This window comes from Pseudomonas orientalis (assembly GCF_001439815.1).
Classification (GTDB): domain Bacteria; phylum Pseudomonadota; class Gammaproteobacteria; order Pseudomonadales; family Pseudomonadaceae; genus Aquipseudomonas; species Aquipseudomonas orientalis.
On record NZ_JYLM01000001.1, the window covers coordinates 768,804 to 794,104 of the forward strand.

A 25,301-nucleotide genomic window follows, 5' to 3' on the forward strand; every position below is an offset into this window, starting at 1 on the left:
TCCATCGGGTTGCCACGCCGGGGGTCAGAGTTCAAACCCCCGTCCGCTCCGCCAGTTACGAGAAGGCGCATCCTCGGATGCGCCTTTCTTCTATCCGGATTCTACCCACGCTCCACGGTTGCCAATTTTTGATGTTCAACCGTTTCTGGGGGACGCATGCTGCAAAATATCAGGGACAATTCACAAGGCTGGATTGCCAAGACCATTATCGGGATCATCGTCGCATTGATGGCGTTCACCGGTATCGAGGCTATTTTCCAGGCTTCGGGTAATAACAAGCAGGACGTGGCCAAGGTCAACGGTGAGGAAATCACCCAGACTGAATTGAGCCAGGCCGTTGATATGCAACGGCGCCAGCTGATGCAACAACTGGGCAAGGATTTCGATGCTTCCCTGTTGGACGAGAAGCTGCTGCGCGACGCGGCCCTCAAGGGCCTGATCGATCGCAAGCTGCTGCTGCAAGGCGCTGCGGATTCCAAGTTCGGCTTCTCGGAAGCGGCTTTGGACCAGGTGATCCTGCAGACGCCGGAGTTCCAAGTGGACGGCCAGTTCAACGCCGAGCGCTTTGACCAGGTGATTCGTCAACTGGGCTACAGCCGCCTGCAATTCCGTCAGATGATGACCCAGGAAATGCTGATCGGCCAGGTGCGCGCAGGCATCGCCGGCAGTGGTTTCGTGACCGATGCCGAGGTGCAGGCATTCGCCCGTCTGGAAAAACAGACGCGCGATTTCGCCACCGTCAACATCAAGGCTGACCCGGCAGCGGTGAAACTGACCGACGCCGAAGTCAAGGCCTACTACGACCAGCACGCCAAGGAGTTCATGACCCCGGACCAGGTCGTCATCGACTACCTGGAGCTGAAGAAGTCGTCCTTCTTCGACCAGGTCACCGTCAAGGACGATGAGCTGCAGGCCGCCTACGAGAAAGAAACCGCCAACCTCGCTGAACAGCGTCGTGCCGCGCACATTCTGATCGAAGTCAACGACAAGGTCACCGAGGCGCAAGCCAAGGCCAAGATCGAAGACATCCAGGCGCGCCTGGCCAAGGGCGAACAGTTTGACGCGCTGGCCAAGGAGTTCTCGCAGGATCCGGGCTCGGCCAACAACGGTGGCGATCTGGGCTTTGCCGGTCCCGGCGTCTACGATCCGGACTTCGAGACGGCGCTGTACGGCTTGAAGCAGGACCAGGTATCCGCGCCGGTGCGCTCAGCCTTCGGTTGGCACTTGATCAAGCTGTTGGGGGTTGAAGCGCCAGAGGTGCCGACGTTCGCCAGCCTGAAAGACAAACTGACCCGCGAGCTCAAGACCCAGCAGGTTGAACAGCGGTTTGTCGAAGCGACCAAGCAATTGGAAGATGCGGCATTCGAAGCCTCCGACCTGGCACAACCAGCGTCTGACTTGAAGCTGACTGTACACACCTCGGCGCCGTTCGGCCGGGAAGGTGGTGAAGGCGTCGCGGCCAACCGTGCCGTGGTCACCGCTGCGTTCAGTCCGGAAGTGCTGGATGAGGGGGCCAACAGCAGCGCCATCGAACTGGACCCTGAAACCATCATCGTGCTGCGCGCCAAAGAACACCTCAAGCCTGCCCAGCTGCCGCTGGAAAAGGTTGAGGCGGCGATCCGCACGCAGATGACCAAGGAGCGTGCGAGCGCTGCCGCCAAAACCCATGCCGACGAGTTGATCGCCAGCCTGCGTGATGGCAAGACCGCACTGGACCAGCCGATTGACGGCCAGGACTGGAAGGTGACCGAGGCGGCCACCCGTGCTCAGGAAGGCGTCGACCCTGCCGTGCTGCAAGCGCTGTTCCGCATGCCCAAGCCTGCCGCCAAGGGCAAGCCGACCTTCACCACCGTCACTCTGCGCGACGGTAGCCTGATGATCGTGCGCTTGAACGGCGTCAACGAAGCGGCAGCCCCTACGGACGAAGAAAAAGCGCAATACCGCCGCTTCCTCGCTTCCCGTATCGGCCAGCAGGACTTCGCGGCGTACCGCAAGCAGCTGGAAACCCAGGCAGACATCAAGAAGTTCTGATGTTGGCTTGAATAAAAAGACCCCGGCCTGAGAAGGCCGGGGTCTTTTTTTGCGCGCATTAAAGCCCGGGACTGCTCTTGATCGTTCCCACGCTCCGCGTGGGGATGCATCCCGTGACGCTCTGCGTCACTCTTGCGCAGGTGCCGGATTTTGCGCCGAGAGCAGGACGCGGAGCGTCCAGGGCGGCATTCCCACGCAGAGCGGGAACGATCAGCCTGGGACCGAGAACCTGAGCCTGCCCCAGGTCAGCCCGATGACTGCGGCCAGGGTCGAGGCCGTCAACACGCTCAGCTTGGCCGCCGACAGCAAGGCCGGGTCGGAGAACGCCAGGGACGAGATAAAGATCGACATGGTAAAACCAATCCCCGCCAACAGACCCACCAGGCCAACGCCCGCCCAGGTAACGCCGTCCGGCAGCTTGCAGAGGTTGAGCTTGACCAGCATGACACTCGCCAGCATCACCCCCAGGGGCTTGCCCAGCACCAGGGCGAAGATAACGCCCATGAACACGCCATGGGGCAGCGGATCGTCCAGGTTGAAGCCGCTCAGGCTTACGCCGGCGTTGGCCAGGGCGAACAGCGGCATCACGCCAAATGCCACCCACGGGTGCAACGCCGATTGCACCCGCTGCACGGGCGGTAACAGTTCGCGCTGGGCTTCGCGCAATTGCTTGAGCGGCTCGGCAACGTGTCCAGGGCCTTCAGGCGACTGGGAGAAGCGCTCCATCAATTCGTCGAACGTACGGCCGATGGTGTCCAGCGGGCGCTCGTTGGCGGGCTTGGAGTTGACCGGCGTCATCAGCCCCAGGATCACGCCGGCGAGGGTCGGGTGAACGCCGGTCTTGAGCAGGCCGAACCACACGATCGCCCCAGGCAGCAGGTAGATAACGGCCTTGCCGATGCCCATGCGCTGGAACACCAGCACCAGCGCGAGCCCGGCGGCGGCAATCACCAGCCCCATGTAGTCGAGGCTGGCGGTGAAGAACACGGCAATGATCAGGATCGCCACGATGTCATCAATGATTGCCAGGGCCAGCAGCAAAACGCGCACGCCACTGGGAATCGACTTGCCCAACAATGCCAATACGCCGACGGCAAAGGCGATGTCTGTCGCGGTAGGCACGGCCCAGCCACTGGCGGCGGCGGTGCCGTGGTTGAGCAGGGTGTAAATGATCGCCGGCATCAGTACGCCGCCCAGCGCAGCACCCAATGGCAAGGTGGCCAGCTTCAGGTTGGCGAGCGCGCCGTCCTTGATTTCCTGACGAATCTCAGCGCCCACCACCAGGAAGAAGATGGTCATCAGGCCGTCATTGACCAGAAAATGCAGAGAACGCGACACGCTGTAGTCGCCCAGCCCAAGGGTGACCGGCGTGTTCCAGAAGTGTTCATAGGTATCGGCCGCCGGACTGTTGGCCCAGATCAAGGCTACGACAGCGGCCAGCAGCAGGACAATGCCGCTGACGGCCTCAATATGTGAAAAGCGCTCAAGGGCGGACAGTGCGCCCTCGGTCAAACGCTGGGGGCGGGGGATAGCGCGGTGTTTATCAGGCACGACAAGTCTCCATTGGCGGCCCGACCAACGCTTATCGTTTAACCTGCGCTGTGCCGTATGCAGCAACGCACCCAGGGCGATAATAGGAACTTGGGGAATAAGTTGTAAACAAACTTGTCATAGTCGCCGGCGCCGTTCAAAAAACCTGTGACGTTTTACCGACAGGAATGCGCGCGCCAATGCGGTGTTCTGTTGCACAATACCGCCCGGACTGTTTTTCTCAGGATTTTCGATGTCGACATCATTTCACTTGCGAAACCTCGGGTTGGCGCTGGTGCTGGCGGGCGCGGCGGGTTGCTCGTCACCCAAGAGCGCTATTTATGAACATGAGAATTTCGACGACTCCGGTACGTTTTCCCGCGATTACCCGGTGAGCGATGTGGCGGCCTGTGAAGCAGCGCGCCGTGCCCTGCTGAGCCAGGGCTATATCATCACCAGCAGCGATCCGAAGCTGGTGGCCGGTAACAAGAGTTTCCAGCAGACCGGCGAGACCCATTTGCAGATCAGCTTCAACGTGGTGTGTGCCGCTGATGGCAAAGGCAGCAATCACTCGACGATGTTTGCCAACGCCTTGCAGGACCGCTATGCGCTGAAGAAGGTCAACAACTCCGCCAGTCTGGGGGTTGGGGTGCTGGGTTCGGTGTCGATGCCCATCGGCTCCACCGATGACTCGATGGTCAAGGTAGCGAGCGAGACCGTCTCGGCGCCCAAGTTCTACGAGCGTTACTTTGCCTTGGTGGATGTGTTCCTGCCCCAGGAAGTGAAGCAGGCTGAGCATATACCCGAGAAGCCCAAGGACGAGCTTGGCATGCCGGAACCGAAAGCCGCGCCGGCCACCGAAAAACTCGAGGCACCTCAGGCGACACCTGTGACGCCTGCCGCTTCCCAGCCACTTGCACCGCCACCCGAGGCCGCCCCCATCGCGCCGAGCGTAGAGCCAGTACCGGAGATGGCACCGACGGCCCCGGTAACCGAGCCTGCGCCCGCGCCGACCAATCCCAGCCTGCCGGCGCCGACCGAGGCGATTCCACCCCTGCCAACGCCAGCGCAGTAAGTCAAACCGTAACGGGGTCTGTCTTGTCGACGTTGATCCCGTAGCGGTTGATCGCTTCCGTGATTTTGTCACGACCGATCACACCGTCATCCGCCAGTGCCTTCAGCGCTGCCAGCACGATGAAGTGGCGGTCCACTTCAAAAAACTCGCGCAACGCTTCCCGGGTATCCGACTGGCCGAAACCGTCGGTTCCCAGCGCCACAAAGCGGCGGTCGTGTACGAAGGGGCGAATCTGATCGGCAAATAATTTCATGTAGTCAGTGGCAACCACCACCGGCCCGCTTCTACCGGCCAGGCAGTTTTCCACGTAGCTCAGGCGTGGCTCGTTTTCCGGATGCAGCAAGTTCCAGCGCTCCACGGCGTGCCCGTTACGGCGCAGCTCGGTCAGGCTGGTGACACTCCACACGTCGCAGTAGAGGGCGAAGTCTTCCTGGAGCAGTGCCGCTGCAGCGATGACTTCGCGCAAAATCGAACCACTGCCCATCAACTGCACCCGAGCATCCGGGTGCGTGCTCAGCGGATACATCCCTTTGAGAATGCCATCCTCCACGCCGTCGGGCATTGCCGGGTGCGGGTAGTTTTCGTTGAGCAGGGTGATGTAGTAGTAAATGTCTTCCTGTTCGACATACATGCGCCGCATGCCTTCGCGAATAATCACCGCCAGCTCGTAGGCAAAGGTCGGATCGTAGGCGACGCAGCAAGGAATCACCGACGCCAGGATATGGCTGTGCCCGTCGTCATGCTGCAACCCTTCGCCCATCAGGGTGGTGCGCCCGGCCGTGGCACCCAGCAGAAAGCCACGCGCGCGCGCATCACCCGCCGCCCAGGCCAGGTCGCCGACGCGCTGGAAGCCGAACATCGAATAGAAAATATAGAACGGCACCGTCATCAGGCCATGGTTGCTGTAGGACGTACTTGCTGCGATCCATGAGGAAATGGCACCCGATTCATTCAGGCCTTCCTGCATGATCTGTCCGTCCTTGCTCTCCTTGTAGTAGCTCAGTTGCCCGGCGTCCTGCGGGGTGTAAAGCTGGCCGACGGCGGAGTGGATGCCGATCTGCCGGAACAGGCTTTCCATGCCGAAGGTGCGCGACTCGTCGGGCACGATGGGGACGATCAGCTTGCCCAGCTGCGGGTCCTTGAGCAGCGTGCCGAGAATGCGCACAAACGCCATGGTGGTGGAAATGGCGCGCTCTCCAGTGTCCTTGAGTTGAGTGGCGAATGCCGACAGGGGTGGAATCGTCAACGGGGCGACGTCAGTGTGCCGGGCAGGCACATAGCCGCCCAGGGCCTGGCGTCGGGCATTGAAATAGCGGGCTTCTGTGCTGTCGGCTGCCGGCTTGAGGTAAGGAATTTCGTCGAGCAGGTCATCGGCCACTTCCAGCCCGAAGCGGTCGCGGAAAGCTTTTACCGCGTCGGCACCCATTTTCTTCAACTGATGATTGATGTTCTGGCCTTCGCCGGCTTCGCCCATGCCGAAGCCCTTGACGGTCTTGGCCAGGATCACCGTGGGCTGGCCCTTGTGGCGCGCTGCGGCAGCATAGGCGTTGTAGACCTTGAGCGGGTCGTGGCCGCCCCGTGAGAGCTTCCAGATATCGTCGTCGGACATGTCCGCAACCAGTGCCAGCAACTCCGGGTATTTGCCGAAAAAATGCTCGCGCACATAGGCGCCATTCTGGGATTTGTAATTCTGATAATCGCCGTCCACGCATTCCATCATGCGCTGGCGCAGCAGGCCGGTCTGGTCCTTTTCCAGCAGCGCATCCCAGCCCCCGCCCCAGATCACCTTGATCACATTCCAGCCGGCGGCGCGGTACAAACTCTCGAACTCCTGGATCACCTTGGCATTACCGCGCACCGGGCCGTCCAGGCGCTGCAGGTTGCAGTTGACGACGAAGATCAGGTTGTCGAGTTTCTCGCGACCGGCCAGGGAGATAGCGGCCAGGGATTCCGGTTGGTCCATTTCGCCATCACCCAGAAACGCCCATACCTTGCGGCCCTGATGTTGCTTGAGGTCGCGAAACTCCAGATAACGCATGAAGCGCGCCTGATACGCGGCCGTGATCGGCCCCAGACCCATGGACACCGTAGGAAACTGCCAGAAGTCCGGCATCAGCCGAGGGTGAGGATAGGATGACAGCCCAGCGCCGCCGGCCTCGCGGCGAAAGTTGTCCAGCTGGGCTTCGTTGACGCGGCCTTCCAGATACGCGCGGCCGTAGATGCCGGGGGAGGAGTGGCCCTGGATGTACACCAGGTCGCCGTCGAAGGTGTCGGTTCGGCCACGAAAGAAATGGTCGAAGCCTACGTCGTACAACACGGCGGCTGACGCATAGGTCGCAATATGCCCACCCACGCCTGAGTGCTTGCCTGCGCGCAATACCATCGCCATGGCGTTCCAGCGGATAAACGCATTGGTCCGCCGTTCAATGTCCAGGTCACCGGGGTAGGGCAGTTGGCGGTCGACAGCAATGGTGTTGACGTAAGGGGTGGTCACCCGTCCGTAAAAGTCGCCGTGGCGCGCCACGTCGAAATCCAGCAACTGGTCGATCAGGTAATGGGCGCGAGGGCGGCCTTCGGCGGACAGCACCGATTCGATGGAGTCCAGCCACTCGCGGGTTTCCTGCGGATCGTGGTCCAGGGATGCTGCGTTATTCGGGGTCATATGAGGCTCCAGGGTAGGCGGATTCCGGGCGGCGAGCGCCTTGTGGGCGGGCTGCGATATAGTTGCAATTGCAACGACATGCCGGAATTTAGCCCGGGATGAGCTACTATTGCAACCTTCTTGAAATTCCCCCGGATGGTGTTGCATGTCGTCGAAAGAGCCTGATGTATGGTTCCGTTTTGTCAGGGCCCACAGGACGGTCATCCGCGAGATCGAGCGCAGGTTAAGCGAGGCGCAGCTGCCTCCGTATGCCTGGTACGACGCGTTGTGGGGCCTGGAAAGCGGTCCGGAAGGCACCCGCCGTATGCATGAATTGGCCGATGTACTGGCCATCGAGCGTTACAACCTCACGCGCCTGGTCGACCGCCTGGAAAAGGACGGCCTGGTGGTGCGCTCGCGTTCCGACGGTGATGGCCGCGCGGCGTTTGCCTCGATCACCGACGCGGGCCGGATGCTGCGCAAAAAAATGTGGAAAATCTACGAGAGCACCGTGGATGAGCTGTTCCTGTCGCAGATTGAGCCGGAACATCGCCAGGCGTTTGCCGATGCACTGGAGCGTACGGCGGGGTTGGCGATGGGGGCTGGCGTGCAGACCCGTAGCCGGCGCAAAACGTCAATGTGATGAAGTGTGGCCAGGTCATTTCAGGTCATACCGTTGCAGAGCGTCTTCCACTTTTTGTGTATCGAAATGCCCTTCATCGGCCAACGCTTTCAAGGCCAGCACGGCAATCCAATAGCGGTTCGGCGCGGCGGCCTGCACCGAGCCTGCGCCCAGCGCCACGAAGCGCGTGTCCACATGCGCGGCCAACGGGTCGATAACCGACTGTGGGTAGCCGGTGACGGCAATCACCGGTGTTCGGCTCCCCGCCAGGCAGTCGCGCAGGTGGCTGCTGCGTCTGGGTGCGCATGGATGCAGACGGTTCCAGCGCTCAACGGCCGCCGCCTCGCGTGCCAGTCGGGTGTAACTGGGGCAACTCCATACGTGCGCCGTGATACCCCATTGCTGCTCCAGCAATTGTGCGGCGTGCATGACCTCTTCCAGCGCACGACCGGCACCGAGCAAGCGCACGTTCTCTATGCCGGCAGCTCGCTGCACGGGGTACATGCCCTTGATCACGCCCTCACGGTCCAGCGTCTGCGCTGCGAGTGTGCTTGGCTGATCATGCAGCGCCAGGTAATAAAAGCCCGGCTGGCCATCGACATACAACGTACGCAACCCGGCCAGTACGATCGCCCGTGCCTCTTCGCCCGAGGCGGGGTCGTAGGGCGTACAGCGTGGATGGCTCGCCAGCCACAAGGGCAGCGACGGTTGCGCGCCCTTCGGCCAAGGAGAGGGATGGGTTTCGCTGTCATTGCACAAAATGCCGCGCTGGGCGGTCTGGCCTGACAATGCGCACAGCTGTGCAGACGACGTGGCGCTGTGCAGGTAGAGCAGCGGTTTTTCCCCCGCATTGCGCGCGAACCAGATGGGCCAGTGACCCGGGCGCCGACTGCGCGACTGGCCGCGAATCACCCAGGCCTGGCGGCTGGACTCCAGCGTGCCGGCCATGCTCATGACCGTGTACAGCGGCGAGCTGCGCGAGCAGGCGCAGGTGTCCAGTGCGTCGATGCACAGTTGCGCAGCGCGTGCGGTAGAGGCGGGCATGGGGCGTGGCTCCTGGCGACAGAGGTGCCTACCCTACTGGAATTTATCCAGTGATTGCAATTGCAATGATTGCAATAGTTCCTCGGTTCTCCGGCTAAATCGATCCGCCGCTGCTGCGTTTAATCTTCAAGTGCAGGAACGTCACGGCGCAGACATTTTTTCGTCATGACGGCACTTTAGGCTGGTCGTGCAGGTCATTAATGGCGCGGCGCTTTTAAACTCAACAAGGAGTCCCCCATGGACGATTACCAGGAAGAATTGCTCGAGTACCAGGCATTCGAGCTCGACCCGCTGGATCCGGTCGACGATGCCACCGAGCTGTAAACCCGACTTCAGGCGGAATGCCGCTGGCTGCGGCGAAATTCCCCTGGGGTCTGGTTGTTCCAGCGCCTGAAGGCGCGTTGGAAGGCTTGGGCCGAGGCAAAACCGAGCAAGTAGGCGATCTCGCCAAAGGCCAGTTCCGTATCGCGAATGTAGGTCATGGCCAGGTCGCGACGGGTATCGTTGAGAATCGCGCGGAACTGGGTGCCTTCGTCGGCCAGTTTGCGGCGCAGTGTCCAGGTGGGCAGCTTCAAGCGCGCCGCCACTTCTTCCAGGTCGGGTTCCCGGCCACCATTGAGCATCGGCCCCAGTAGCCGGGTAACGCGCTCGCGCAGGCTGCGGGTGCGGGTCAGTTGCTCCAGCTCCCTTTCACACAGCTGTAACAACAGGTGCCAGGTGCTCGGGCAGTGTTGCGGGTTGCGCAGGGCCAGGGTGGCCTGGTTCAGGCGCAGTTGATTGCTGTGGGCACCGAACTGCAGCGGACTGTCCCCCAGCACGCTATACAACGGGCTGTACTCGGGGGCCTGGAATTCGATTTCGATGCGTTGGGCCTGCACCCTCTGTTGCGCCAGGCTCGACAGTTGATGCAGCCAGCCGGCGATGATCGAGTCCACCACAAAGCGGTTATAGGCATTGTAGGGGCTGATGGAATAAAACCTGAGCCAGGCGCCTTCGGCGTCTTCATGAAAGCTCGACTGTCCACGGTAGTTGGAGCCATACAGCGGTTCGAAGCGCGTCAACGTGCGCGCGGCTTCGCGTACGGTCGGTGCCTGGGCGGCGGTGACACCGGCGAGCCCGGCCTGGCTCAGGCGACTGAGCTGACCCATGCGCAGGCCCAGGCCTGGATCGCCGGTCAGTTGGATTGCCGCATGCCCCAGGCGCATATAGCGCGGGATCGACAAGCGTGCGCCTGCTTCGGCCAGGCGCGCGGGGTCCAGGCCGTATTGCAGCAACAGCGGTTGCGGGTCCAGGCCGTGGCTCTGGACGGCATCGGCCAGGGTGTGCACGAAGCCCACCGACAGATCCCCCAGGCGCACCGGCTTCACGCGGTTACAGCCAGATATTCAGCAGGCGCGCGCCACGGGCGTCGCCGTCGGCGAACAGCTGCCCGTTGCGGCTGAGAAAGCTTTGCCCGGCGCTGCCCAGGTCCCAGAACTGTCCACGCAAGAACACACTCATGCCTGCCGTGGCCTGGCTGATCGGTGGCTGACCGATCAGGGTCAGACGACGCCAGGCTTCGCCCTCGCTGGTTTCTTCGGGCTTGAGGCTGACTTCGGACGGGGTCGACACGCTCTTGAAGCCGCGCCACGGGCGGTCCCAGGTATCGCGCCCGGTCACATAGGCCGGCACTGCAATCAGTTGGGCGCCTTGTTCGTTGAGCTTGCGGTAGTTGTCCGGGTACCAGCTGTCGCTGCCGATCAGCACGCCCAGGCGCCCGGCCGGGGTGTCGACTACGCTGACGATGTTTTCATCGCCGGGTTCGATAAAGCCGCGCTCATCGTAGATCGGATACAGCTGACGCTGCGGCTGGCCCAGGGGCAAACCATCGGCGGCAAAGACCACGCTGACGTTATACAGCGCGCCGTGGCCGACCTGCAGTTGCCCCAGGGTCACGCTGGGGTTGGGCAGGGCGATGGAACCGGCCACCAGGGTCACGCCGAACTCCTTGGCCAGGCCGCCAAACAGCACCTGGTAGTCGCGCGCCATGCCGGGGGCTTTCATGCGCAGATACGCATCGTCCATGCGGTTGTCACCGGTGGCGCTGATCCAGGCGCGCAGGAACTGCAACGGGTTGCTGATCGACAGCCAGTTCATCGCGTCCTTGAGGTGGGTGGCCTGGTACAGCTCATTTTTTTCGCCGGTCAGCATCAGCCAGGTGCCGACATGTTCCGGCAGCACGACGACGGTCTTGTCGTTGATCAAGCCCTGTTCCCGGGCCTTTTGCAGGTAGGCCGAGAGCTTCAGGTGCAGGCGTTCCAGGCTCTGGTAGTCGGCGGGAAACAGCTCCGGCTGGATACCCAGCAGGTTGCCACGCTCGGCCGGCTGGCCTTCATTGACCGCGAGTGTGATGCGCAGGTCCGACAGGTAATGCGCCACGGGGCGCTCCTGGGTCCAGACCAGATACGCGGCGAGTGAGGCAACCAGGGCCATGGTGACGGTGAACACGAGTAATTTGCGCATGGGGCAACAGACAACAGACCGGTGGCAGGGTTCGCGACTAGGGTAGGGCCCCTGGCTCGGCTTGCCAAGGCTTGCTGTGCATTTGGATCAATAAGTTGTCAGTTTCAGTCATTGAGCGGTGGGTGATCGCCTCTTAGTCTGTGAGACATAACCGATGGGGTGCCATTTGAGCTCTCCACGTCCCGTGATGATCCGTTGTGGAGCTGTACCATGACCGCTGCTGCCTACCCGCACCTGCTGGCCCCGTTGGACCTGGGTTTTACCACCCTGCGCAACCGCACCCTGATGGGGTCGATGCACACGGGCCTTGAAGAAAAGCCCGGCGGTTTCGAGCGCATGGCGGCTTATTTCGCCGAGCGCGCCCGTGGCGGCGTCGGCCTGATGGTGACCGGCGGCATAGGTCCGAACGATGAAGGCGGCGTGTATGCCGGCGCGGCCAAGCTGACCACCGACGAAGAGGCGCAAAAGCACCGGATCGTCACCCGCGCCGTGCACGATGCCGGTGGCAAGATCTGCATGCAGATCCTGCATGCCGGGCGTTATGCCTACAGCCCCAAGCAGGTGGCGCCGAGTGCGATCCAGGCACCGATCAACCCGTTCAAGCCTCGGGAGCTGGACGAAGAGGGGATCGAGAAACAGATCCAGGATTTCGTCACCTGCGCGCGGCTGGCCCAGGTCGCCGAGTACGACGGCGTGGAAATCATGGGTTCCGAAGGGTACTTCATCAACCAGTTCCTGGCCGCCCACACCAACCATCGCACCGACCGCTGGGGTGGCAGCTTTGAAAACCGCATGCGCCTGGCCGTGGAAATCGTGCGTCGGGTGCGCGAGGCAGTCGGCCCGAATTTCATCATTATTTTCCGCCTGTCGATGCTGGACCTGGTCGAGGGCGGCAGTGTCTGGGAAGAAGTCGTGCAGTTGGCCAAGGCCATCGAGCAAGCCGGCGCCACCATCATCAACACCGGTATCGGCTGGCACGAAGCGCGTATCCCGACCATTGCCACCAAAGTGCCGCGCGCCGCGTTCAGCAAGGTCACCGCCAAGTTGCGGGGCGCGGTGCAGATTCCGTTGATCACCACCAACCGTATCAACACCCCGGAAGTCGCCGAACGGATCCTCGCCGAGGGCGATGCCGATATGGTCTCGATGGCGCGGCCGTTTCTCGCCGACCCGGAGTTCGTCAACAAGGCCGCGGCGGGGCGCGCCGACGAGATCAACACCTGCATCGGCTGCAATCAGGCGTGCCTGGACCACACCTTTGGCGGCAAGCTGACCACCTGCCTGGTCAACCCGCGCGCGTGCTATGAAACCGAGCTCAACTACCTGCCTGTGCAGCAGATCAAGAAAATTGCCGTCGTCGGAGCCGGTCCCGCCGGGCTGGCGGCTGCTACCGTGGCTGCCGAGCGCGGGCACCAGGTGACCTTGTTCGATTCGGCCAGCGAGATTGGCGGCCAGTTCAACATCGCCAAGCGCATACCGGGCAAGGAAGAATTTTTCGAAACCCTGCGCTACTTCAAGCGCAAATTGCAGACCACCCACGTCGAGCTGTGCCTGAACACCCGTGTGGATGTGGCGCAACTGGTGGCGGGCGGTTATGACGAAGTGATCCTGGCCACGGGCATCGCACCGCGTACGCCGGCAATCCCGGGGGTGGAGAACGCCAAGGTGCTCAATTACCTGGACGTGATCCTGGAGCGCAAGCCGGTCGGCAAGCGCGTGGCGGTGATTGGCGCGGGCGGTATCGGTTTCGACGTGTCGGAATTCCTGGTGCATCAGGGCGTGTCCACCAGCCTGGATCGCGAAGCGTTCTGGAAAGAGTGGGGCATCGACACCCGACTCGAGGCCCGTGGTGGCGTGGCCGGGATCAAGCCCGAGCGCCATGCACCGGCGCGTGACGTGTTCCTGCTGCAACGCAAGGCCTCCAAGGTCGGCGACGGCCTGGGCAAGACCACCGGCTGGATCCACCGTACCGGCCTGAAAAACAAACAGGTGCAGATGCTCAACAGCGTCGAGTACCTGAAGATCGATGATGAAGGCCTGCATATCCGCATCGGCGCCGAGGGCGAGCCCCAGGTGCTGGCGGTGGACAACATCGTCATTTGTGCCGGCCAGGACCCGCTGCGCGAGCTGCATGACGGCCTGGTCGCCGCCGGGCAGAACGTGCACCTGATCGGCGGTGCCGATGTGGCAGCCGAGCTGGACGCCAAGCGCGCCATCAACCAGGGTTCGCGCCTGGCTGCCGAGCTGTAAGTCGCCGAAGAGGGGCGGTGGTAGACTACCGCCTCTTTTTCATTCAGATACCTCTCGATGGGCCCTTTCGACTGGCTGCCCCGCGCGCCCCTTGAACCTGTGCAGCTCGATTGGCTGAACGGGATCGAGTTGGCGGTGCTGCGCCTGGACCGTATCGATCCGCTGATCAGCGGCAACAAGTGGTTCAAGCTCACCGAACACCTGAACCAGGCACGACACGCGGGGGCCACCGGGGTCATCAGCCTCGGCGGGTCTTACTCCAACCATCTGCACGCACTGGCGGCTGCGGGCAAGCGCTTTGGCTTTCCCACGGTCGGCCTGTTGCGCGGACATCCTCAAGACACCCCCACCGTGCTCGACCTCAAGGCGTTCGGCATGCACTTGCATTGGCTCGGTTACGGCGGCTATCGCGCACGCCATGAGCCGGGCTTCTGGTTGCCCTGGCGCGAACGGTATCCCCATCTTCATCCGGTGCCCGAAGGCGGCGGCGGGCTGGCCGGTGCGCTGGGCTGCGCGGTGTTGGTCGAGCAGGCGCGGGCGCAGATGGGCCATCTCGGGTGGGCGGATTACGACGCCTGGTGGCTGGCAGCCGGTACCGGGACGACCCTGGCCGGGCTGGTGCTGGCGGAGGCGGGGGCGCATCCGGTGTACGGCGCAATGGCGGTGCCGGATAATCATGGCGTGGCGCAGAATGTGAGTGCGGTTGTGCAGGCCGGTTATGAGTTGCTTGACGCCAGCCGAGGCGGCTTTGCCAAGGTCGATCCGCTGCTGCTCGATTTTATCGAACGCACCGAACAGGCCTGCGGTGTGCCGCTGGAGCCGCTCTACACCGGCAAGGCGCTGTTGGCGTTGAAGCAACAGATCGAGGCCGGACGCTTCGCCCCCGGTACCCGCCTGATCTTCATCCACACCGGCGGCCTGCAAGGCCGCCGAGGTTTCAATGCCTTTGCGGGAGGGGCCTTGCCCTGATGCCAGTCAGTCAAGCGAACGTCGCCCTCTGTAGGAGCGAGCTTGCTCGCGAAAAACGTCAACGATAACGCGTGCTTCCTGATTGAACGCGGCGCCTGTGAGTTTTTCGCGAGCAAGAGCTAGGCGCCCCCCTCGCTCCTCCAAAAAGCCTTAACTGACTGGCATCAGGGCTTGCGCCCGATAAGGTGTATCACTCGATGAATGTGCCCGCTGACTCAACGCCACCGGAAGCAAGTCCCCTCCCACCCGGCATCATTCTCAGCGCTGTGTTATCGCGCAGCACGTAGTGATGAAAGATTCCCGCCAACGCATGCAGCCCGATCAGCCAGTAACCGATTTGGCCAAACAGCACATGCCAGCCTTCGATCTCTTTGGCCAGAGCCTTGTTTTCAGCGATCAGCGGCGGCAATTCCATCCCGTAGAACATCACCGAATGCCCCTCGGCACTGACGATCAGCCAACCGGCAATCGGCATGCCGATCATCAACCCATACAGGGCGAAGTGGGTCAGGGTCGCCAACAGGCGTTGCCAGTGCGGCGGCGCCGGCACGATCTGCGGCGCCACGCCCAGGCTGCGCGCGAACAGGCGCAGCCACACCAGCACAAACACGGTCAGGCCGAACATAAAGTGCATTTCGACGATCAGCGTGCGCGCACCGCTGCCTTTGGGGAACTGGCCGCGCAACTCAATGCAGGCGTAGACCACCGCCAGCAGCACCACCATCAACCAGTGCAACGCAATCGACATGGTGCTGTAGCGCGTATCGGAATTTTTCCACGGCATCGTTGGTTTCCTCACTCATCAGGGCCTACCTCCGTTCTTTGACGGAGTGAGTTAACTGTATGCCTGTTTTAAGCGCTTCGCCTGTTGTGAATGCCGCTGCATTGATCTTCGTCAGTCGCTTTGCGGCATTTCCCCGCGAGCCAGGCGTGCGTTGATATGGGCGATAACCTGCGGCAGATCGGTAATGGTGTCCACGAGATAATGCGGGCGCGAGCCTTCGAACAGCGCTTCGATACGCTGGCGCTCGCGGGCCAGTGTGGCGCTGTCCAGCGCCCGGAACTGCTCATAGGTCAGGCCCAGGGCATTGCCGGAGCAGGTCAGGGCCACCGTCCACATGCCCGCACGTCGGCCTTCGAGGATACCCGGCACGGTGTCGTCGACTTTCACGCACGCCGCCACATCGTCGATGCCCAGGGCGATCACGTTGGCCAGCGCCTGCGCCGGCCACGGGCGGCCGTTGGGCACTTCATCGGTGGCGACCACATGGTCGGCCACGTAACCGTGGGTGGCGGCCAGGGCGACCACCTTGTCCATCACCTGTTTGGGGTAGCCGGAGCAGGAGCCGATCTTGATGCCCTGGGCGCGCACGCCGGCGAGGGTGTCGAGGGCGCCGGGAATAAGTGCCGAGTGTTCGGCGATTTTCTCGATCTGCAGCGGCATGAAGCGTTGGTAGATGGCGCTCACGTCTTCGTCGGTCGGCGTGCGGCCGAAGGCCTTGCGATATCGCTCGGCGACCTGCGGCTGGTCGCAGAGGGTGCGAATGTGGTCCCACTTGCCCATGCCCATCGGGCCACGGGCTTCTTCGATGGACACCTGTACGCCGAACTCGGCGAAGGCCTCGACAAAAATCTGCGTGGGGGCAAAGGAGCCGAAGTCGACCACGGTGCCGGCCCAGTCGAGGATGACGGCCTGGAGGGTGGTGGGGTTTTGATAGTTCATGGTGCGGGTCCTGTGTAAGGGGGCAATCAAATGTCCAGCACGCTCATTTCCTGCAGCGCCTCGGCGATGGCGTTGACCGCCGCCTGCATGCCTGTCGCGTCGACATGGCCGATGCAGCCCACGCGGAAGGTGTCCACCTGGGTCAATTTGCCCGGATAGAGGATGAAACCCTTGGCCTTGACCCGTTCGTAAAAGTCCTTGAACTGGTAGCGCGGGTCTTTCGGTGCGTGGAAGGTGACGATGATCGGTGCCTGGATCGCCGCCGGCAGGAAGCTGCGCAGGCGCAGTTCGGCCATGCCGTGCAGGAGCGTGCGGCAGTTATTGGCGTAGCGTTGATGGCGGGCGGGCAGGCCGCCTTCTTCGTGGTATTGCAGCAACGCTTCGTGCAGGGCGGCGACCACGTGGGTAGGCGGGGTGAAGCGCCACTGGCCGGTGCGGGCCATGTAGCCGTGCTGGTCGAACAGGTCCATCGCCAGGGAATGACAGTTGCCTGCGGCTGCGGCCAGCGCGGTCTTTTCAGCCAAGACAAAGCCCATGCCCGGCACGCCTTCCAGGCATTTGCCGGAGGCTGCGATCAATGCGTCGAAGGGCACTTGGCGCGCATCGATCGGCAGCGCGCCGAAGGAACTCATGGCGTCGATGATCAAGCGCTTGCCGTGGCGTTTGACCACCTCGGCGATCTGCGCCAGCGGATTGAGGATGCCGGTGCTGGTTTCGCAGTGGATCAGCGCGACATGGGTGATCGAGGCGTCGGCGTGCAGCAGGCGGTCCACCTCGGCGGCTGTGGTGGGTTGGTCTTCCGGGGTTTCGAAGGTGCTGTAAGCGCGGCCGAGCACGTCACAGATCTTCGCCAGGCGCTTGCCGTAGGCGCCGTTGATCAGCACCAGCACCTTGCCGTTACGCGGTACGAGGGTGCCGATGGCGGCTTCGACGGCAAAGGTGCCACTGCCTTGCAACGGCACGCAGTCGTGGCTGGCGGCGCCATGGATGATCGCCAGCAAGTGCTCGCACACGCTGGCGGTAAGTTGGTTGAAACGCTCATCCCATGAGCCCCAGTCCACCATCATCGCCTGACGGGTACGCTCGGAAGTGGTCAACGGGCCTGGAGTCAGCAGGAGTGGCGCGGCAGGGGTCATCTCGGGTCCTCGCAAAACAACGGGTCGACTCTACGGCGCCTAAATTGCAGTTTGGCTTGTCATCAATCAAATTGTTTGTTGTTATGCGAGCTATCAGTGAGGCCGATAGACATGAACCTGTTCCAATTGCGCGCATTCGATGCGGTGGCCCGTGAGGGCAGTTTTACCCGGGCGGCGGCCCGGCTGTTCATCAGCCAGCCGGCGGTGACCGGGCACATCAAGGCCCTGGAAGAGCACTACCAGATCCCCTTGCTGCGCCGCACTGCGCGGCGGGTCGAGTTGACCGAGGAGGGCGCACGCCTGGCGGCCATCACCCGGGCGATCTTCGGCCTGGTGGACGAGGCGCAGGCCATGCTCGAAGCCAACCGCCAATTGCTCACCGGGCGCCTGGAAGTGGCGGCCGACGGCCCGCATCTGGTGATGCCTCTGATCGCCCGGCTGCGCGCCCTTTATCCGGGCGTCACGGTGAATCTGCGCCTGGGCAATGCCCAGGAAACCCTGGCGGCGTTGTTGTCCGAGCATGCGGACGTGGCGGTGCTGACCGAAGTGGAACCGCGCAATGGCCTGCACCTGCATCCCTTGGACGAGTCGCGTATTTGCGCGCTGGTGCCGGCCGCGCATCCGTGGGCGACGCAGACCGAGGGCATTGCACTGGCAGCGTTGAACGAGGCGATCATGGTGTTGCGCGAGCCCGGTTCCATCACCCGGCGTACCTTTGATGACGCGTGCCAGGCTGCCAATGTACGGCCCAGGGTGCTGCTGGAACTGGACAGCCGGGAGGCGGTGACCGAGGCCGTGGCGGCCGAGCTGGGAGTGGGAGTGGTGTCGTCGATCGAGGTCAGCCAGGACCCGCGAGTACGCGCTGTGCCGATCCGGGGCGACGGCCTGCTGAACCGGCATCTGCTCGGCTGCCTGGAGCGACGCCGGTCGCTGCGCTTGATCCAGGCGTTTTTCGAGTTGGCGCCTTGAGGGTTTTTTGGTGGAACGATGCGTGGCTGCGCTATAAACTCTGCCCCCAAAGCGCCGGCCAGTAGACGTTTCGGCGCCATGGAAAGTAGAGAGTGAGTCATGGGCGCACAGTGGAAAGTCAAACATAAAGAAGCGGCAGCCAATGCCAAGGGCAAGATCTTCGGCAAGCTGGTGAAGGAAATCACCATTGCCGCCCGCAACGGTGCGGACACCTCGACCAACGCTCACCTGCGTCTGGTGGTGGAGCAGGCCAAGAAGGCCTCGATGCCCAAGGAAACCCTGGACCGCGCGATCAAGAAGGGCGCCGGTCTGCTCGGTGAAACCGTGCAGTACCACCGCGTCACCTATGAAGGTTTCGCCCCGCATCAGGTGCCGTTGATCGTCGAGTGCGTCACCGACAACATCAACCGCACCGTGGCGGAAATCCGCGTGGCGTTCCGCAAGGGCCAACTGGGCGCTTCCGGCTCGGTGGCCTGGGATTTCAACCACGTCGGCCTGATCGAAGCGTCGCCGGACACCCCGGACGCAGATGCCGAAATGGCCGCCATCGAAGCCGGCGCCCAGGACTTTGAAGACGGCGAAGAAGCAGGCACTACCTTGTTCATTACCGAAACCACCGACCTGGACGCCGTGCAGAAAGCCTTGCCGGAACAGGGTTTTACCGTGCTGTCGGCCAAGTTGGGCTACCTGTCGAAGAACCCGGTCAGTGGTTTGACCGATGAGCAGATGGCCGAAGTCGAGGCGTTCCTGGAAGGCCTGGACAACCATGATGATGTGCAGGATATGTTTGTCGGGCTGGCTGGCTGATTCTATCTGGATGCATGCAGTCAAAATGTGGGAGGGGGCTTGCCCCCGATGGCGGCCTCAGGGCCAGCCAATATCTTGGATCAGACCGAGTACATATCCATTATTTAGGTAACGGCCACTTAGGGTTCCGCCCTGACGGCGGCTCACTTTTGAAAAGCGCAAAAGTAAGCAAAACGCTCTTGCCCCACCACTCGGCACCTAAGATCAAGAGCCAGATCAAGAGCGGCTCGCTGCGCATCGTGGTTAGCGTTGGGCGTTGTGTAGATACCCATGGCACACCGCCCCTTGTAGGAGCGAGCTTGCTCGCGAAAAACCTCAATGATAACGCGTGCTTCCTGAATGAACGCGGTGCCTGGGAGTTTTTCGCGAGCAAGCTCGCTCCTACAGGCACCCCTCCCACATTTGCTCCAGTGGTGTCAGAGCGCGCTCAGCAAGACTTCGATCTCTTCGAAGCTTGGTCGTGCCAGCACTTGCGGCTGACAGCAGCTGATTTGCAGTTCAGCCAGCTCATCTGCGACTGCCCCCTCGACTCGCTCCAGCAACTCCCCCAGCAGCACACCGAACGCGCGCACTTCAATGCGCTGCAGCGCCCTGGTTTCCAAGGTGTCCGCCGTTGAATGGAATGATGCCGCGCCAAAATCCCCCAGCAAACAATCACCCGTCGCATTCCACAAAATATTGTGGCCGTACAGGTCGCCGTGGGTAATGCCGTGCCGATGCAGGTGCGCGGCGACCGAGGCGATACCGCGTGCCATGCGCAGTACCACGTCCAGGCTGAAACGGGTGTCGGGTGCGTAGATGTCCCGCGTGCAGGACGCCAGGCTCGGCAACGCCGCGAGATTGCGGTAACTCGGGTCGATCAGGTCCATCACCAGTGCAGCCTGGTCATCGGGGTGATCGCTGACGCGGCCTTCGACCTTGATCAGGTTGGGGTGCAGCCCGGCGGCAATGCAGGCTTGCATTTCATGCAGCGGTGAACCGTCGCTGGTGATGGCGCCTTTGTACAGCTTGACCGCGACCGGCAATGCCTGGGGTTTCCATAGCGCCTTGCGAATGATCCCCGAGGCGCCTTCGCCCAGCACTTCGCCCAGTTGCAGGTCGGTCCAGGGAATGTCCGGCGTCGCATCAGCCGTCACCGCCACGGCCATTTCCACCGGATTGCCGGCATACGCCAGCCATGTCAGGCTCGGCAGGGCCAGCAGCCACTGCGGCAAGTGGGTGAGGCGGTTGGATGCGATGCGGATCAACTCAAGGTTTTCGCACTGGGCCAGGCTAGGCGGCAGATGGGTCAGTTGGTTGCCGGCCAGCATCAGCTTTTGCAGCAGCGGGCGCTGGCCCAGTTCGTCGGGCAATTGGCTGATGCAGTTGTCGGTGAGAATCAGCCAACGCAATTGGGGCGGCAGAGCGGCCGCCGGCACCTGGTGGATGCGGTTGGCCTTGAAGCCGATCATGCTCAGCTGGGCGCAGCGACCCAGGCATTCGGGCAGTTCGGTGAAGGCGTTGTCCGAGCAGAACAGCACGCGCAGGTGCCGCAGGCGGTGCAGGTCGTCCGGCAGGCTGCTCAAGGCGTTGCCCGTGAGGTTGAGGATTTCCAGCGAGTCGGCCAGTTCGAAGATTTCCCGGGGGAATTCGGTCAGCCCGCAGGCCAGATCCAGGCGGGTTGCGCCGGCCAATTGGCCGGCCTTGAGTTGGGCGAGGGTATTGATCAACGGCGCGGTCACTCGGCAAGGAGACGTGAAAAGGCGCTCATGATACCGGGTCGCGCGCCGCTTGCGTGGCGCAGGGACGTAATTGCCCCAGGCGGCTGGCGGTCCGCGCAAGGTCGATGGCCTTGCCGCCCAACGCGTGCTCCAGAGGCTGCGCGCCGATCAGGATCAGCTGTTTGTCGCGGTCGTAAAGCACGTCCACCAAGTTGATAAAACGTTGCTGCACGGCAATCGGGCAGTCGGCGAGGTGGGGCAGGCCGTCGATGGTCCAGTGATCGAAGTCCTGGCACAGCAACAGATAATCCATCACGGCGGTGAGCTGTTCGCACAGGTCGTTGAAGGTGAAGGCGATGCTGCGCGCTTCACGGCGACGGCACTGCAACTGCCGGTTGCCGACGGTCAAGGGCAACGCCGGGCAATCCGCGGCAGGCAGCCCGAACGCCTCACGTTGCGCCACGCTGCCTGGCCAGATGTACCTGCCCGTGCTGAAGCGCTGCTCGGCATGGGCCTGGGGCAGGCGGCGAAAGTCCTCGGGGGCGCTGACTTCCAGCACGTCCATGCGCGCCGCGATCAGGTCGATCACCGGCTTGAAGCGCTGGTGGTACAACGGGTTGGGCAGCAGGCCCTCGGGCGCATAGTTGGACGTCACCAGCACCAGCACACCGCGCTGGAACAAGGCCTTGAACAAACGGCTGATGAGCATCGCATCGCCGATATCGTGCACATGGAATTCGTCGAAACACAGTACGCGGCAGCCCGCCAGCCGTTCGTCCAGGGCCACGGCCAGCGCATCGTCCTGCGCGCGGTGCTGGAACATGCCCTTGTGCAGGTCGGCGAAAAAATCGTGAAAGTGCACGCGCTGCTTCTCGGCAATCGGCAGCGCCTGGAAAAAACCATCGAGCAGCCAGCTTTTGCCGCGTCCGACCGGGCCGTGCAGGTACAGGCTGCGCGCGGGTCGGCCGCCGAGCAGATGCCCGGTCTCGCGCGCCAGGGCGGTGATAGCGTGGGTCTGGCCGGCACTCAGGGTGTAGCCCTGCTGCTCGGCCTTGTGCTTGAAAAATGCACTGATGGGCGAGGCGCCCGCATGTCGGGGTGCATTGCCCAGCAGGCGCCGGATCAGGGAAAGCACGGTCAAAAGGCACGTCTCTCTTGTTTCGGTGGTGGCTCACTTTAGGCCGCTTGCCACGATTTGACCAATAGCCAGGCTGCATCCAGCCGCTCGAAACAGCCAGGCGCGGAGGTATTCCTGACCAGACTGGCAGATTCCCCGCAAGTGACTACCCTTATACGCAGGAGTCACCCCTGTATAAGGATTTGGGGCAGTGAAGGGACGAACAGTACTGGCAGTCATGGGCACGATGCTCTGCAACACGGTTTTCGCAGCACAGGTTCAAGTGGTGGTGCGCATCGACGTGCAGCGCGGTTGCCAGTTGGTGGGTACCACGCGCACTGCGGGCATTGAGCAGCTTGGCGTGCTGGATTTCGGCAGCGGCCCGCGTCTGGATGACCCGGCCGGGCCCTTGAGTGCGGCGCTGATCAGCCAGCGCCAGCCTCGCCTGGAATGCAATCCCGATACACCCTACCAAGTGCGCGTTGATGGCGGCCTGCATGGCGGCGTCGGCGAAGTGCGCTATCTGGCCAATGACGCGCCTGCGAGCAAACCCATCCCCTATCGCATTTATGCCGACGCCGCGCGGTTGATCCCGTTGCCGGTGAATGTGCCGGTCAGCGGTCGCGTGCCGGACAGCGGCTCGGTCGACCTGCCGCTGTTCGGCCGTATCGAACCGCTCAAGGACATCCCCGCCGTCGGCCGTTATTCCGACCTGCTCAAGGTCACGGTCACATGGTAATCCGCTGTCTGGCCGTAACGGCTCTGCTGTTGCTGGCCGAAGATTCGCAAGCGGCTGCCGCCAGCGGGCAGATCCAGGCGCGGTTGGTGATCACTGCCAGTTGCGAGGTCAACATGAGCGTCGAAACGGCACCCGTGACGCCCGAAGGCGGTACCGCGATGCTGGATTTCGGCAGCCAGGGACCGACCTGGAACGACACCTTGGGCGCGGCCGTTTCCGCAGGCGACAAAACCCCGTTGTCGGTGTCCTGCAGCCCCTCTGTGGCCAGCAGTTTCACCGTGACCATCGACGGTGGCACCCATGGCGACGGCATCACGCGGCGCCTGAGCAATGGTAGCCAGTCCATTCCCTATCAGCTGTGGGCAGACCCTCTGGGTCGCAGCGCCTACAGCATCGGCGAGCAACGAAATTTCGCCATGACCCACGACGCCCAGGTACCGATCCCGGTATTCGGCTCCGTGGTGGCGAATACCAGGGCCTTACCGGCCGGCATCTATACAGACACCCTGACGGTGACTCTGGATTGGTAAACCATGAGGATGGATATCATGCATGTACGCGTATCTCGATTAGGCGCTTGCGCCCTGGGCCTGGCGATGGCCTCGAGCCTCAACGCGGCGACCACCGTGACCGGGCAGATCAGTTCCAGCCTGACCTTGATTGCAAGCTGCCAGGTCAACGGCTCCGGTGCGGCGACCGGGTTGAACTTCGGTAGCCTCAATTTCGGTACCACCAATAGCTTGTTTACCAACGCCGACGCCCAGTTGCTGGGCGGGACCGGCACCGGCGGCGCGTTGTCGATCCTGTGTTCGGCCGGCACCACACCCGCTGTCAAAGTGCGCGCCGGAGCCCATGACGGCGCCTCGCCGGGGGGTACGCGCGCACTGGCCGACGGCGCGGGCAATTTCGTGCCCTATGACTTTTACACCGACAGCGGTTTTTCTTCGCTGTTGGCGGTCGATGGCGTGATTACCCTCGCCGCAAGTACCGGTGTGGCGCAAACCGTGGGCCTGTATGGACGTGCGGTGGGCAAGCCGGGCCTGCCGGCAGGCGTCTACACCGACACCGTGGCCGTGGAACTGACGTTCTGACGATGTGGCTCAGAGTGTGGCTGGCCTGTGGGCTGGCGTTGCCGCTGCCGTTGTCGGCGGTGACCAGCCAGAGCTTGCAGGTCAGCGCGACCGTCACGCCGGGCTGCCTGATCATGGGCGGGGGCAGCAACTACGGCGCGCTGACCTATGGCAGCTTTCCGGCCCTGGCCACCGGCACGGTAACCGCCGCCCTTACCGGCGGCGTGGCCTTGCAATGCACGCCGGGCGTGGCGCTGAGCATGAGCGTCGACGGCGGCTTGCACAGTGGCACCGGGCGCAATTTGCAGCTCAACAGCGGCAGCGCGCGGGTGCCTTACCAGTTGTTTCGTGATGCGTCGTTCAGCCAGAGCCTGGGAGTCAACCAGAGCGTCAGCGTGAGCTATAGCGATGCAAACACCATCAGCCTGCCGATCTACGGGCGGGTGATATTACCGGGCAATCAGCCTGGGGGGACGTACAGCGACACGTTGCAGGTGCAGCTGTCGTGGTAGGGCTATTGGTCATGAGGAGTGGGTTTATGCGTGTAACTTCCCGGCGGTTAGGGGCCGCGGGTATTGTCTTGAGTGCCCTGTGCGCGAGCGGGCTTGTGCAGGCGGCCAGCTCGGTGCTGATCTGGCCCATCGACCCGGTGCTGGAGGCAGACCAGCAGGCCAGCGCGTTGTGGCTGGAGAACCGTGGCAGCGAGACGGCCAACCTGCAGGTGCGCGTGTTTGCCTGGAGCCAGAACGGCTTCGACGAGCAGTACCAGAACCAGCGCGACGTGATCGGCAGCCCGCCGGTGGCCAGGATCGAGCCCGGCCAGAAGCAACTGGTGCGCCTGACCCGAACCCGCGAAGTGCCGCCAGGGCAGGAATTGGCCTATCGCATCATCATCGATGAAATTCCCTCTGCGCTGCAGGTGCCCGCGCCACCGGAGGGCAAGAATACGGCGGCGGCGATTCGCTTCCAGATGCGCTATTCGGTGCCGTTGTTTGCCTACGGCGCCGGCCTGTGGAGCAAGGACGACGCCACCCGCCAACGCGATCCCAAGGGCGCCGGCCAGCCGCAATTGAGCTGGAAGAAGGTCAACGTGGCCGGGCGCAGCTATATCGAGGTGCGTAACCAGGGCGCGGTGCATGCGCGGTTGACCGATGCTGCTTTCAAACAGGGCGGCCAGGCCAGGCCGCTGGTGGAAGGGCTGCTCGGCTACGTATTGCCGGGGGCGACCATGCGCTGGCCGATACCGGGCGATGTCTCGGGCGATCAGCCGTTGCAGGTCAGGATCAACGGCGCGACGCAGTTGGAGAGCCTTGCGCCGACACGCTAAAGGGTGTGTCGCGGGACGGGCGCAAGCCCGGGTTTTAGCAGGATGGAGA

The 25,301-nt window shown here is 62.8% G+C and carries 22 protein-coding genes; 12 read left to right on the top strand and 10 right to left on the bottom strand.

The window, feature by feature from the left end; translation table 11 throughout:
- The first annotated feature begins 156 nt into the window (after positions 1 to 156).
- Positions 157 to 2,031 carry a SurA N-terminal domain-containing protein gene (locus TU82_RS03400; protein WP_057721695.1) on the top strand — a complete coding sequence of 625 codons (1,875 nt, stop codon included), beginning with the start codon at positions 157 to 159 and terminating at the stop codon, positions 2,029 to 2,031.
- Positions 2,032 to 2,241: 210 nt separating this feature from the next.
- Here TU82_RS03400 and nhaA read toward each other — a convergent pair whose 3' ends face one another.
- Positions 2,242 to 3,582, bottom strand: coding sequence for a Na+/H+ antiporter NhaA (gene nhaA / locus TU82_RS03405; RefSeq protein WP_057721696.1), 1,341 nt, complete (start codon positions 3,580 to 3,582; stop codon positions 2,242 to 2,244).
- A 232-nt stretch (positions 3,583 to 3,814) separates the two neighbouring features.
- Here nhaA and TU82_RS03410 point away from each other — a divergent pair, with 232 nt between their 5' ends.
- Positions 3,815 to 4,636 carry a DUF2242 domain-containing protein gene (locus TU82_RS03410; RefSeq protein WP_057721697.1) on the top strand — a complete coding sequence of 274 codons (822 nt, stop codon included), beginning with the start codon at positions 3,815 to 3,817 and terminating at the stop codon, positions 4,634 to 4,636.
- A gap of 1 nt (position 4,637) precedes the next feature.
- Here the strand turns inward: TU82_RS03410 and aceE are convergent, their stop codons facing one another.
- Positions 4,638 to 7,298 carry a pyruvate dehydrogenase (acetyl-transferring), homodimeric type gene (gene aceE / locus TU82_RS03415; protein WP_057721698.1) on the bottom strand — a complete coding sequence of 887 codons (2,661 nt, stop codon included), beginning with the start codon at positions 7,296 to 7,298 and terminating at the stop codon, positions 4,638 to 4,640.
- Positions 7,299 to 7,443: 145 nt separating this feature from the next.
- On the opposite strand from aceE, the gene TU82_RS03420 reads away from it, so the two are divergent.
- Positions 7,444 to 7,920, top strand: a complete 477-nt coding sequence (locus tag TU82_RS03420) for a MarR family winged helix-turn-helix transcriptional regulator (protein WP_057721699.1) — start codon at positions 7,444 to 7,446, stop codon at positions 7,918 to 7,920.
- 15 nt (positions 7,921 to 7,935) lie between these two features.
- Here the strand turns inward: TU82_RS03420 and TU82_RS03425 are convergent, their stop codons facing one another.
- The 3 genes from TU82_RS03425 to TU82_RS03435 form a co-directional block, all read right to left on the bottom strand.
- Positions 7,936 to 8,943, bottom strand: a complete 1,008-nt coding sequence (locus tag TU82_RS03425) for a transketolase-like TK C-terminal-containing protein (protein ID WP_057721700.1) — start codon at positions 8,941 to 8,943, stop codon at positions 7,936 to 7,938.
- A gap of 332 nt (positions 8,944 to 9,275) precedes the next feature.
- Complete coding sequence (locus tag TU82_RS03430; protein WP_057721701.1) at positions 9,276 to 10,310, bottom strand: AraC family transcriptional regulator; 1,035 nt, start codon at positions 10,308 to 10,310, stop codon at positions 9,276 to 9,278.
- Between the two features lie 4 nt (positions 10,311 to 10,314).
- Positions 10,315 to 11,445: a carbon-nitrogen hydrolase family protein gene (locus TU82_RS03435; protein ID WP_057721702.1), complete on the bottom strand. Its 1,131-nt coding sequence runs from the start codon at positions 11,443 to 11,445 to the stop codon at positions 10,315 to 10,317.
- A gap of 210 nt (positions 11,446 to 11,655) precedes the next feature.
- Between TU82_RS03435 and TU82_RS03440 the strand changes: the two genes are divergently transcribed.
- Both TU82_RS03440 and TU82_RS03445 read left to right on the top strand, forming a co-directional pair.
- Positions 11,656 to 13,695: an NADPH-dependent 2,4-dienoyl-CoA reductase gene (locus TU82_RS03440; protein ID WP_057721703.1), complete on the top strand. Its 2,040-nt coding sequence runs from the start codon at positions 11,656 to 11,658 to the stop codon at positions 13,693 to 13,695.
- Positions 13,696 to 13,752: 57 nt separating this feature from the next.
- Entirely contained in the window at positions 13,753 to 14,664 is a 912-nt protein-coding gene (locus tag TU82_RS03445) for a 1-aminocyclopropane-1-carboxylate deaminase/D-cysteine desulfhydrase (protein WP_057721704.1), read from the top strand.
- A gap of 190 nt (positions 14,665 to 14,854) precedes the next feature.
- On the opposite strand, the gene TU82_RS03450 is transcribed toward TU82_RS03445, so the two are convergent.
- The 3 genes from TU82_RS03450 to TU82_RS03460 form a co-directional block, all read right to left on the bottom strand.
- Positions 14,855 to 15,448 carry a cytochrome b gene (locus tag TU82_RS03450; protein ID WP_057721705.1) on the bottom strand — a complete coding sequence of 198 codons (594 nt, stop codon included), beginning with the start codon at positions 15,446 to 15,448 and terminating at the stop codon, positions 14,855 to 14,857.
- 111 nt (positions 15,449 to 15,559) lie between these two features.
- Positions 15,560 to 16,387, bottom strand: coding sequence for a phosphonoacetaldehyde hydrolase (phnX, locus tag TU82_RS03455; protein WP_057721706.1), 828 nt, complete (start codon positions 16,385 to 16,387; stop codon positions 15,560 to 15,562).
- Between the two features lie 26 nt (positions 16,388 to 16,413).
- Positions 16,414 to 17,523 carry a 2-aminoethylphosphonate--pyruvate transaminase gene (locus TU82_RS03460; protein WP_057721707.1) on the bottom strand — a complete coding sequence of 370 codons (1,110 nt, stop codon included), beginning with the start codon at positions 17,521 to 17,523 and terminating at the stop codon, positions 16,414 to 16,416.
- Positions 17,524 to 17,634: 111 nt separating this feature from the next.
- Here TU82_RS03460 and TU82_RS03465 point away from each other — a divergent pair, with 111 nt between their 5' ends.
- Together TU82_RS03465 and TU82_RS03470 are read left to right on the top strand one after the other, a co-directional pair.
- Positions 17,635 to 18,492, top strand: coding sequence for a LysR substrate-binding domain-containing protein (locus TU82_RS03465; RefSeq protein WP_057721708.1), 858 nt, complete (start codon positions 17,635 to 17,637; stop codon positions 18,490 to 18,492).
- Positions 18,493 to 18,591: 99 nt separating this feature from the next.
- Positions 18,592 to 19,299, top strand: a complete 708-nt coding sequence (locus TU82_RS03470) for a YebC/PmpR family DNA-binding transcriptional regulator (RefSeq protein WP_057721709.1) — start codon at positions 18,592 to 18,594, stop codon at positions 19,297 to 19,299.
- A gap of 416 nt (positions 19,300 to 19,715) precedes the next feature.
- On the opposite strand, the gene TU82_RS03475 is transcribed toward TU82_RS03470, so the two are convergent.
- Positions 19,716 to 21,005 (bottom strand): protein kinase, encoded by a 1,290-nt coding sequence (locus TU82_RS03475; RefSeq protein WP_057721908.1) that lies wholly within the window; start codon positions 21,003 to 21,005, stop codon positions 19,716 to 19,718.
- A 40-nt stretch (positions 21,006 to 21,045) separates the two neighbouring features.
- Positions 21,046 to 22,140 carry a cell division protein ZapE gene (zapE, locus tag TU82_RS03480; RefSeq protein ID WP_057721710.1) on the bottom strand — a complete coding sequence of 365 codons (1,095 nt, stop codon included), beginning with the start codon at positions 22,138 to 22,140 and terminating at the stop codon, positions 21,046 to 21,048.
- A 214-nt stretch (positions 22,141 to 22,354) separates the two neighbouring features.
- On the opposite strand from zapE, the gene TU82_RS03485 reads away from it, so the two are divergent.
- Genes TU82_RS03485 through TU82_RS03505 form a run of 5 tightly spaced genes read left to right on the top strand, consistent with a single transcriptional unit; the run spans position 22,355 to position 25,252 of the window.
- Positions 22,355 to 22,855 carry a Csu type fimbrial protein gene (locus TU82_RS03485; protein ID WP_057721711.1) on the top strand — a complete coding sequence of 167 codons (501 nt, stop codon included), beginning with the start codon at positions 22,355 to 22,357 and terminating at the stop codon, positions 22,853 to 22,855.
- Positions 22,849 to 23,385: a Csu type fimbrial protein gene (locus tag TU82_RS03490; RefSeq protein ID WP_057721712.1), complete on the top strand. Its 537-nt coding sequence runs from the start codon at positions 22,849 to 22,851 to the stop codon at positions 23,383 to 23,385. Before TU82_RS03485 ends, TU82_RS03490 begins: the two co-directional genes overlap by 7 nt.
- 18 nt (positions 23,386 to 23,403) lie before the next feature.
- The gene (locus TU82_RS03495; RefSeq protein ID WP_057721909.1) at positions 23,404 to 23,946 is read left to right on the top strand and encodes a Csu type fimbrial protein; all 543 of its coding nucleotides are present in this window, start codon (positions 23,404 to 23,406) and stop codon (positions 23,944 to 23,946) included.
- A 2-nt stretch (positions 23,947 to 23,948) separates the two neighbouring features.
- A complete protein-coding gene (locus TU82_RS03500; protein WP_057721713.1) occupies positions 23,949 to 24,437 on the top strand; it encodes a Csu type fimbrial protein in 489 nt (162 codons plus the stop codon).
- A 26-nt stretch (positions 24,438 to 24,463) separates the two neighbouring features.
- On the top strand, positions 24,464 to 25,252 hold the full coding sequence (locus tag TU82_RS03505; protein ID WP_057721714.1) for a fimbrial biogenesis chaperone: 789 nt from the start codon (positions 24,464 to 24,466) through the stop codon (positions 25,250 to 25,252).
- Positions 25,253 to 25,301: the final 49 nt, after the last annotated feature.

Excerpts from the sequence above, each read along its gene's own strand:
- TU82_RS03505 (WP_057721714.1), top strand. The coding sequence starts at position 24,464 with ATGCGTGTAACTTCCCGGCGGTTAGGGGCCGCGGGTATTGTCTTGAGT.
- aceE (WP_057721698.1), bottom strand. The coding sequence starts at position 7,298 with ATGACCCCGAATAACGCAGCATCCCTGGACCACGATCCGCAGGAAACC.
- TU82_RS03450 (WP_057721705.1), bottom strand. The coding sequence starts at position 15,448 with ATGCCGTGGAAAAATTCCGATACGCGCTACAGCACCATGTCGATTGCG.
- TU82_RS03435 (WP_057721702.1), bottom strand. The coding sequence starts at position 11,445 with ATGCGCAAATTACTCGTGTTCACCGTCACCATGGCCCTGGTTGCCTCA.
- TU82_RS03425 (WP_057721700.1), bottom strand. The coding sequence starts at position 8,943 with ATGCCCGCCTCTACCGCACGCGCTGCGCAACTGTGCATCGACGCACTG.
- TU82_RS03460 (WP_057721707.1), bottom strand. The coding sequence starts at position 17,523 with ATGACCCCTGCCGCGCCACTCCTGCTGACTCCAGGCCCGTTGACCACT.
- TU82_RS03445 (WP_057721704.1), top strand. The coding sequence starts at position 13,753 with ATGGGCCCTTTCGACTGGCTGCCCCGCGCGCCCCTTGAACCTGTGCAG.
- TU82_RS03400 (WP_057721695.1), top strand. The coding sequence starts at position 157 with ATGCTGCAAAATATCAGGGACAATTCACAAGGCTGGATTGCCAAGACC.
- TU82_RS03420 (WP_057721699.1), top strand. The coding sequence starts at position 7,444 with ATGTCGTCGAAAGAGCCTGATGTATGGTTCCGTTTTGTCAGGGCCCAC.
- TU82_RS03485 (WP_057721711.1), top strand. The coding sequence starts at position 22,355 with ATGGGCACGATGCTCTGCAACACGGTTTTCGCAGCACAGGTTCAAGTG.
- TU82_RS03470 (WP_057721709.1), top strand. The coding sequence starts at position 18,592 with ATGGGCGCACAGTGGAAAGTCAAACATAAAGAAGCGGCAGCCAATGCC.
- TU82_RS03465 (WP_057721708.1), top strand. The coding sequence starts at position 17,635 with ATGAACCTGTTCCAATTGCGCGCATTCGATGCGGTGGCCCGTGAGGGC.
- TU82_RS03500 (WP_057721713.1), top strand. The coding sequence starts at position 23,949 with ATGTGGCTCAGAGTGTGGCTGGCCTGTGGGCTGGCGTTGCCGCTGCCG.
- TU82_RS03490 (WP_057721712.1), top strand. The coding sequence starts at position 22,849 with ATGGTAATCCGCTGTCTGGCCGTAACGGCTCTGCTGTTGCTGGCCGAA.
- TU82_RS03495 (WP_057721909.1), top strand. The coding sequence starts at position 23,404 with ATGCATGTACGCGTATCTCGATTAGGCGCTTGCGCCCTGGGCCTGGCG.
- phnX (WP_057721706.1), bottom strand. The coding sequence starts at position 16,387 with ATGAACTATCAAAACCCCACCACCCTCCAGGCCGTCATCCTCGACTGG.
- TU82_RS03440 (WP_057721703.1), top strand. The coding sequence starts at position 11,656 with ATGACCGCTGCTGCCTACCCGCACCTGCTGGCCCCGTTGGACCTGGGT.
- TU82_RS03410 (WP_057721697.1), top strand. The coding sequence starts at position 3,815 with ATGTCGACATCATTTCACTTGCGAAACCTCGGGTTGGCGCTGGTGCTG.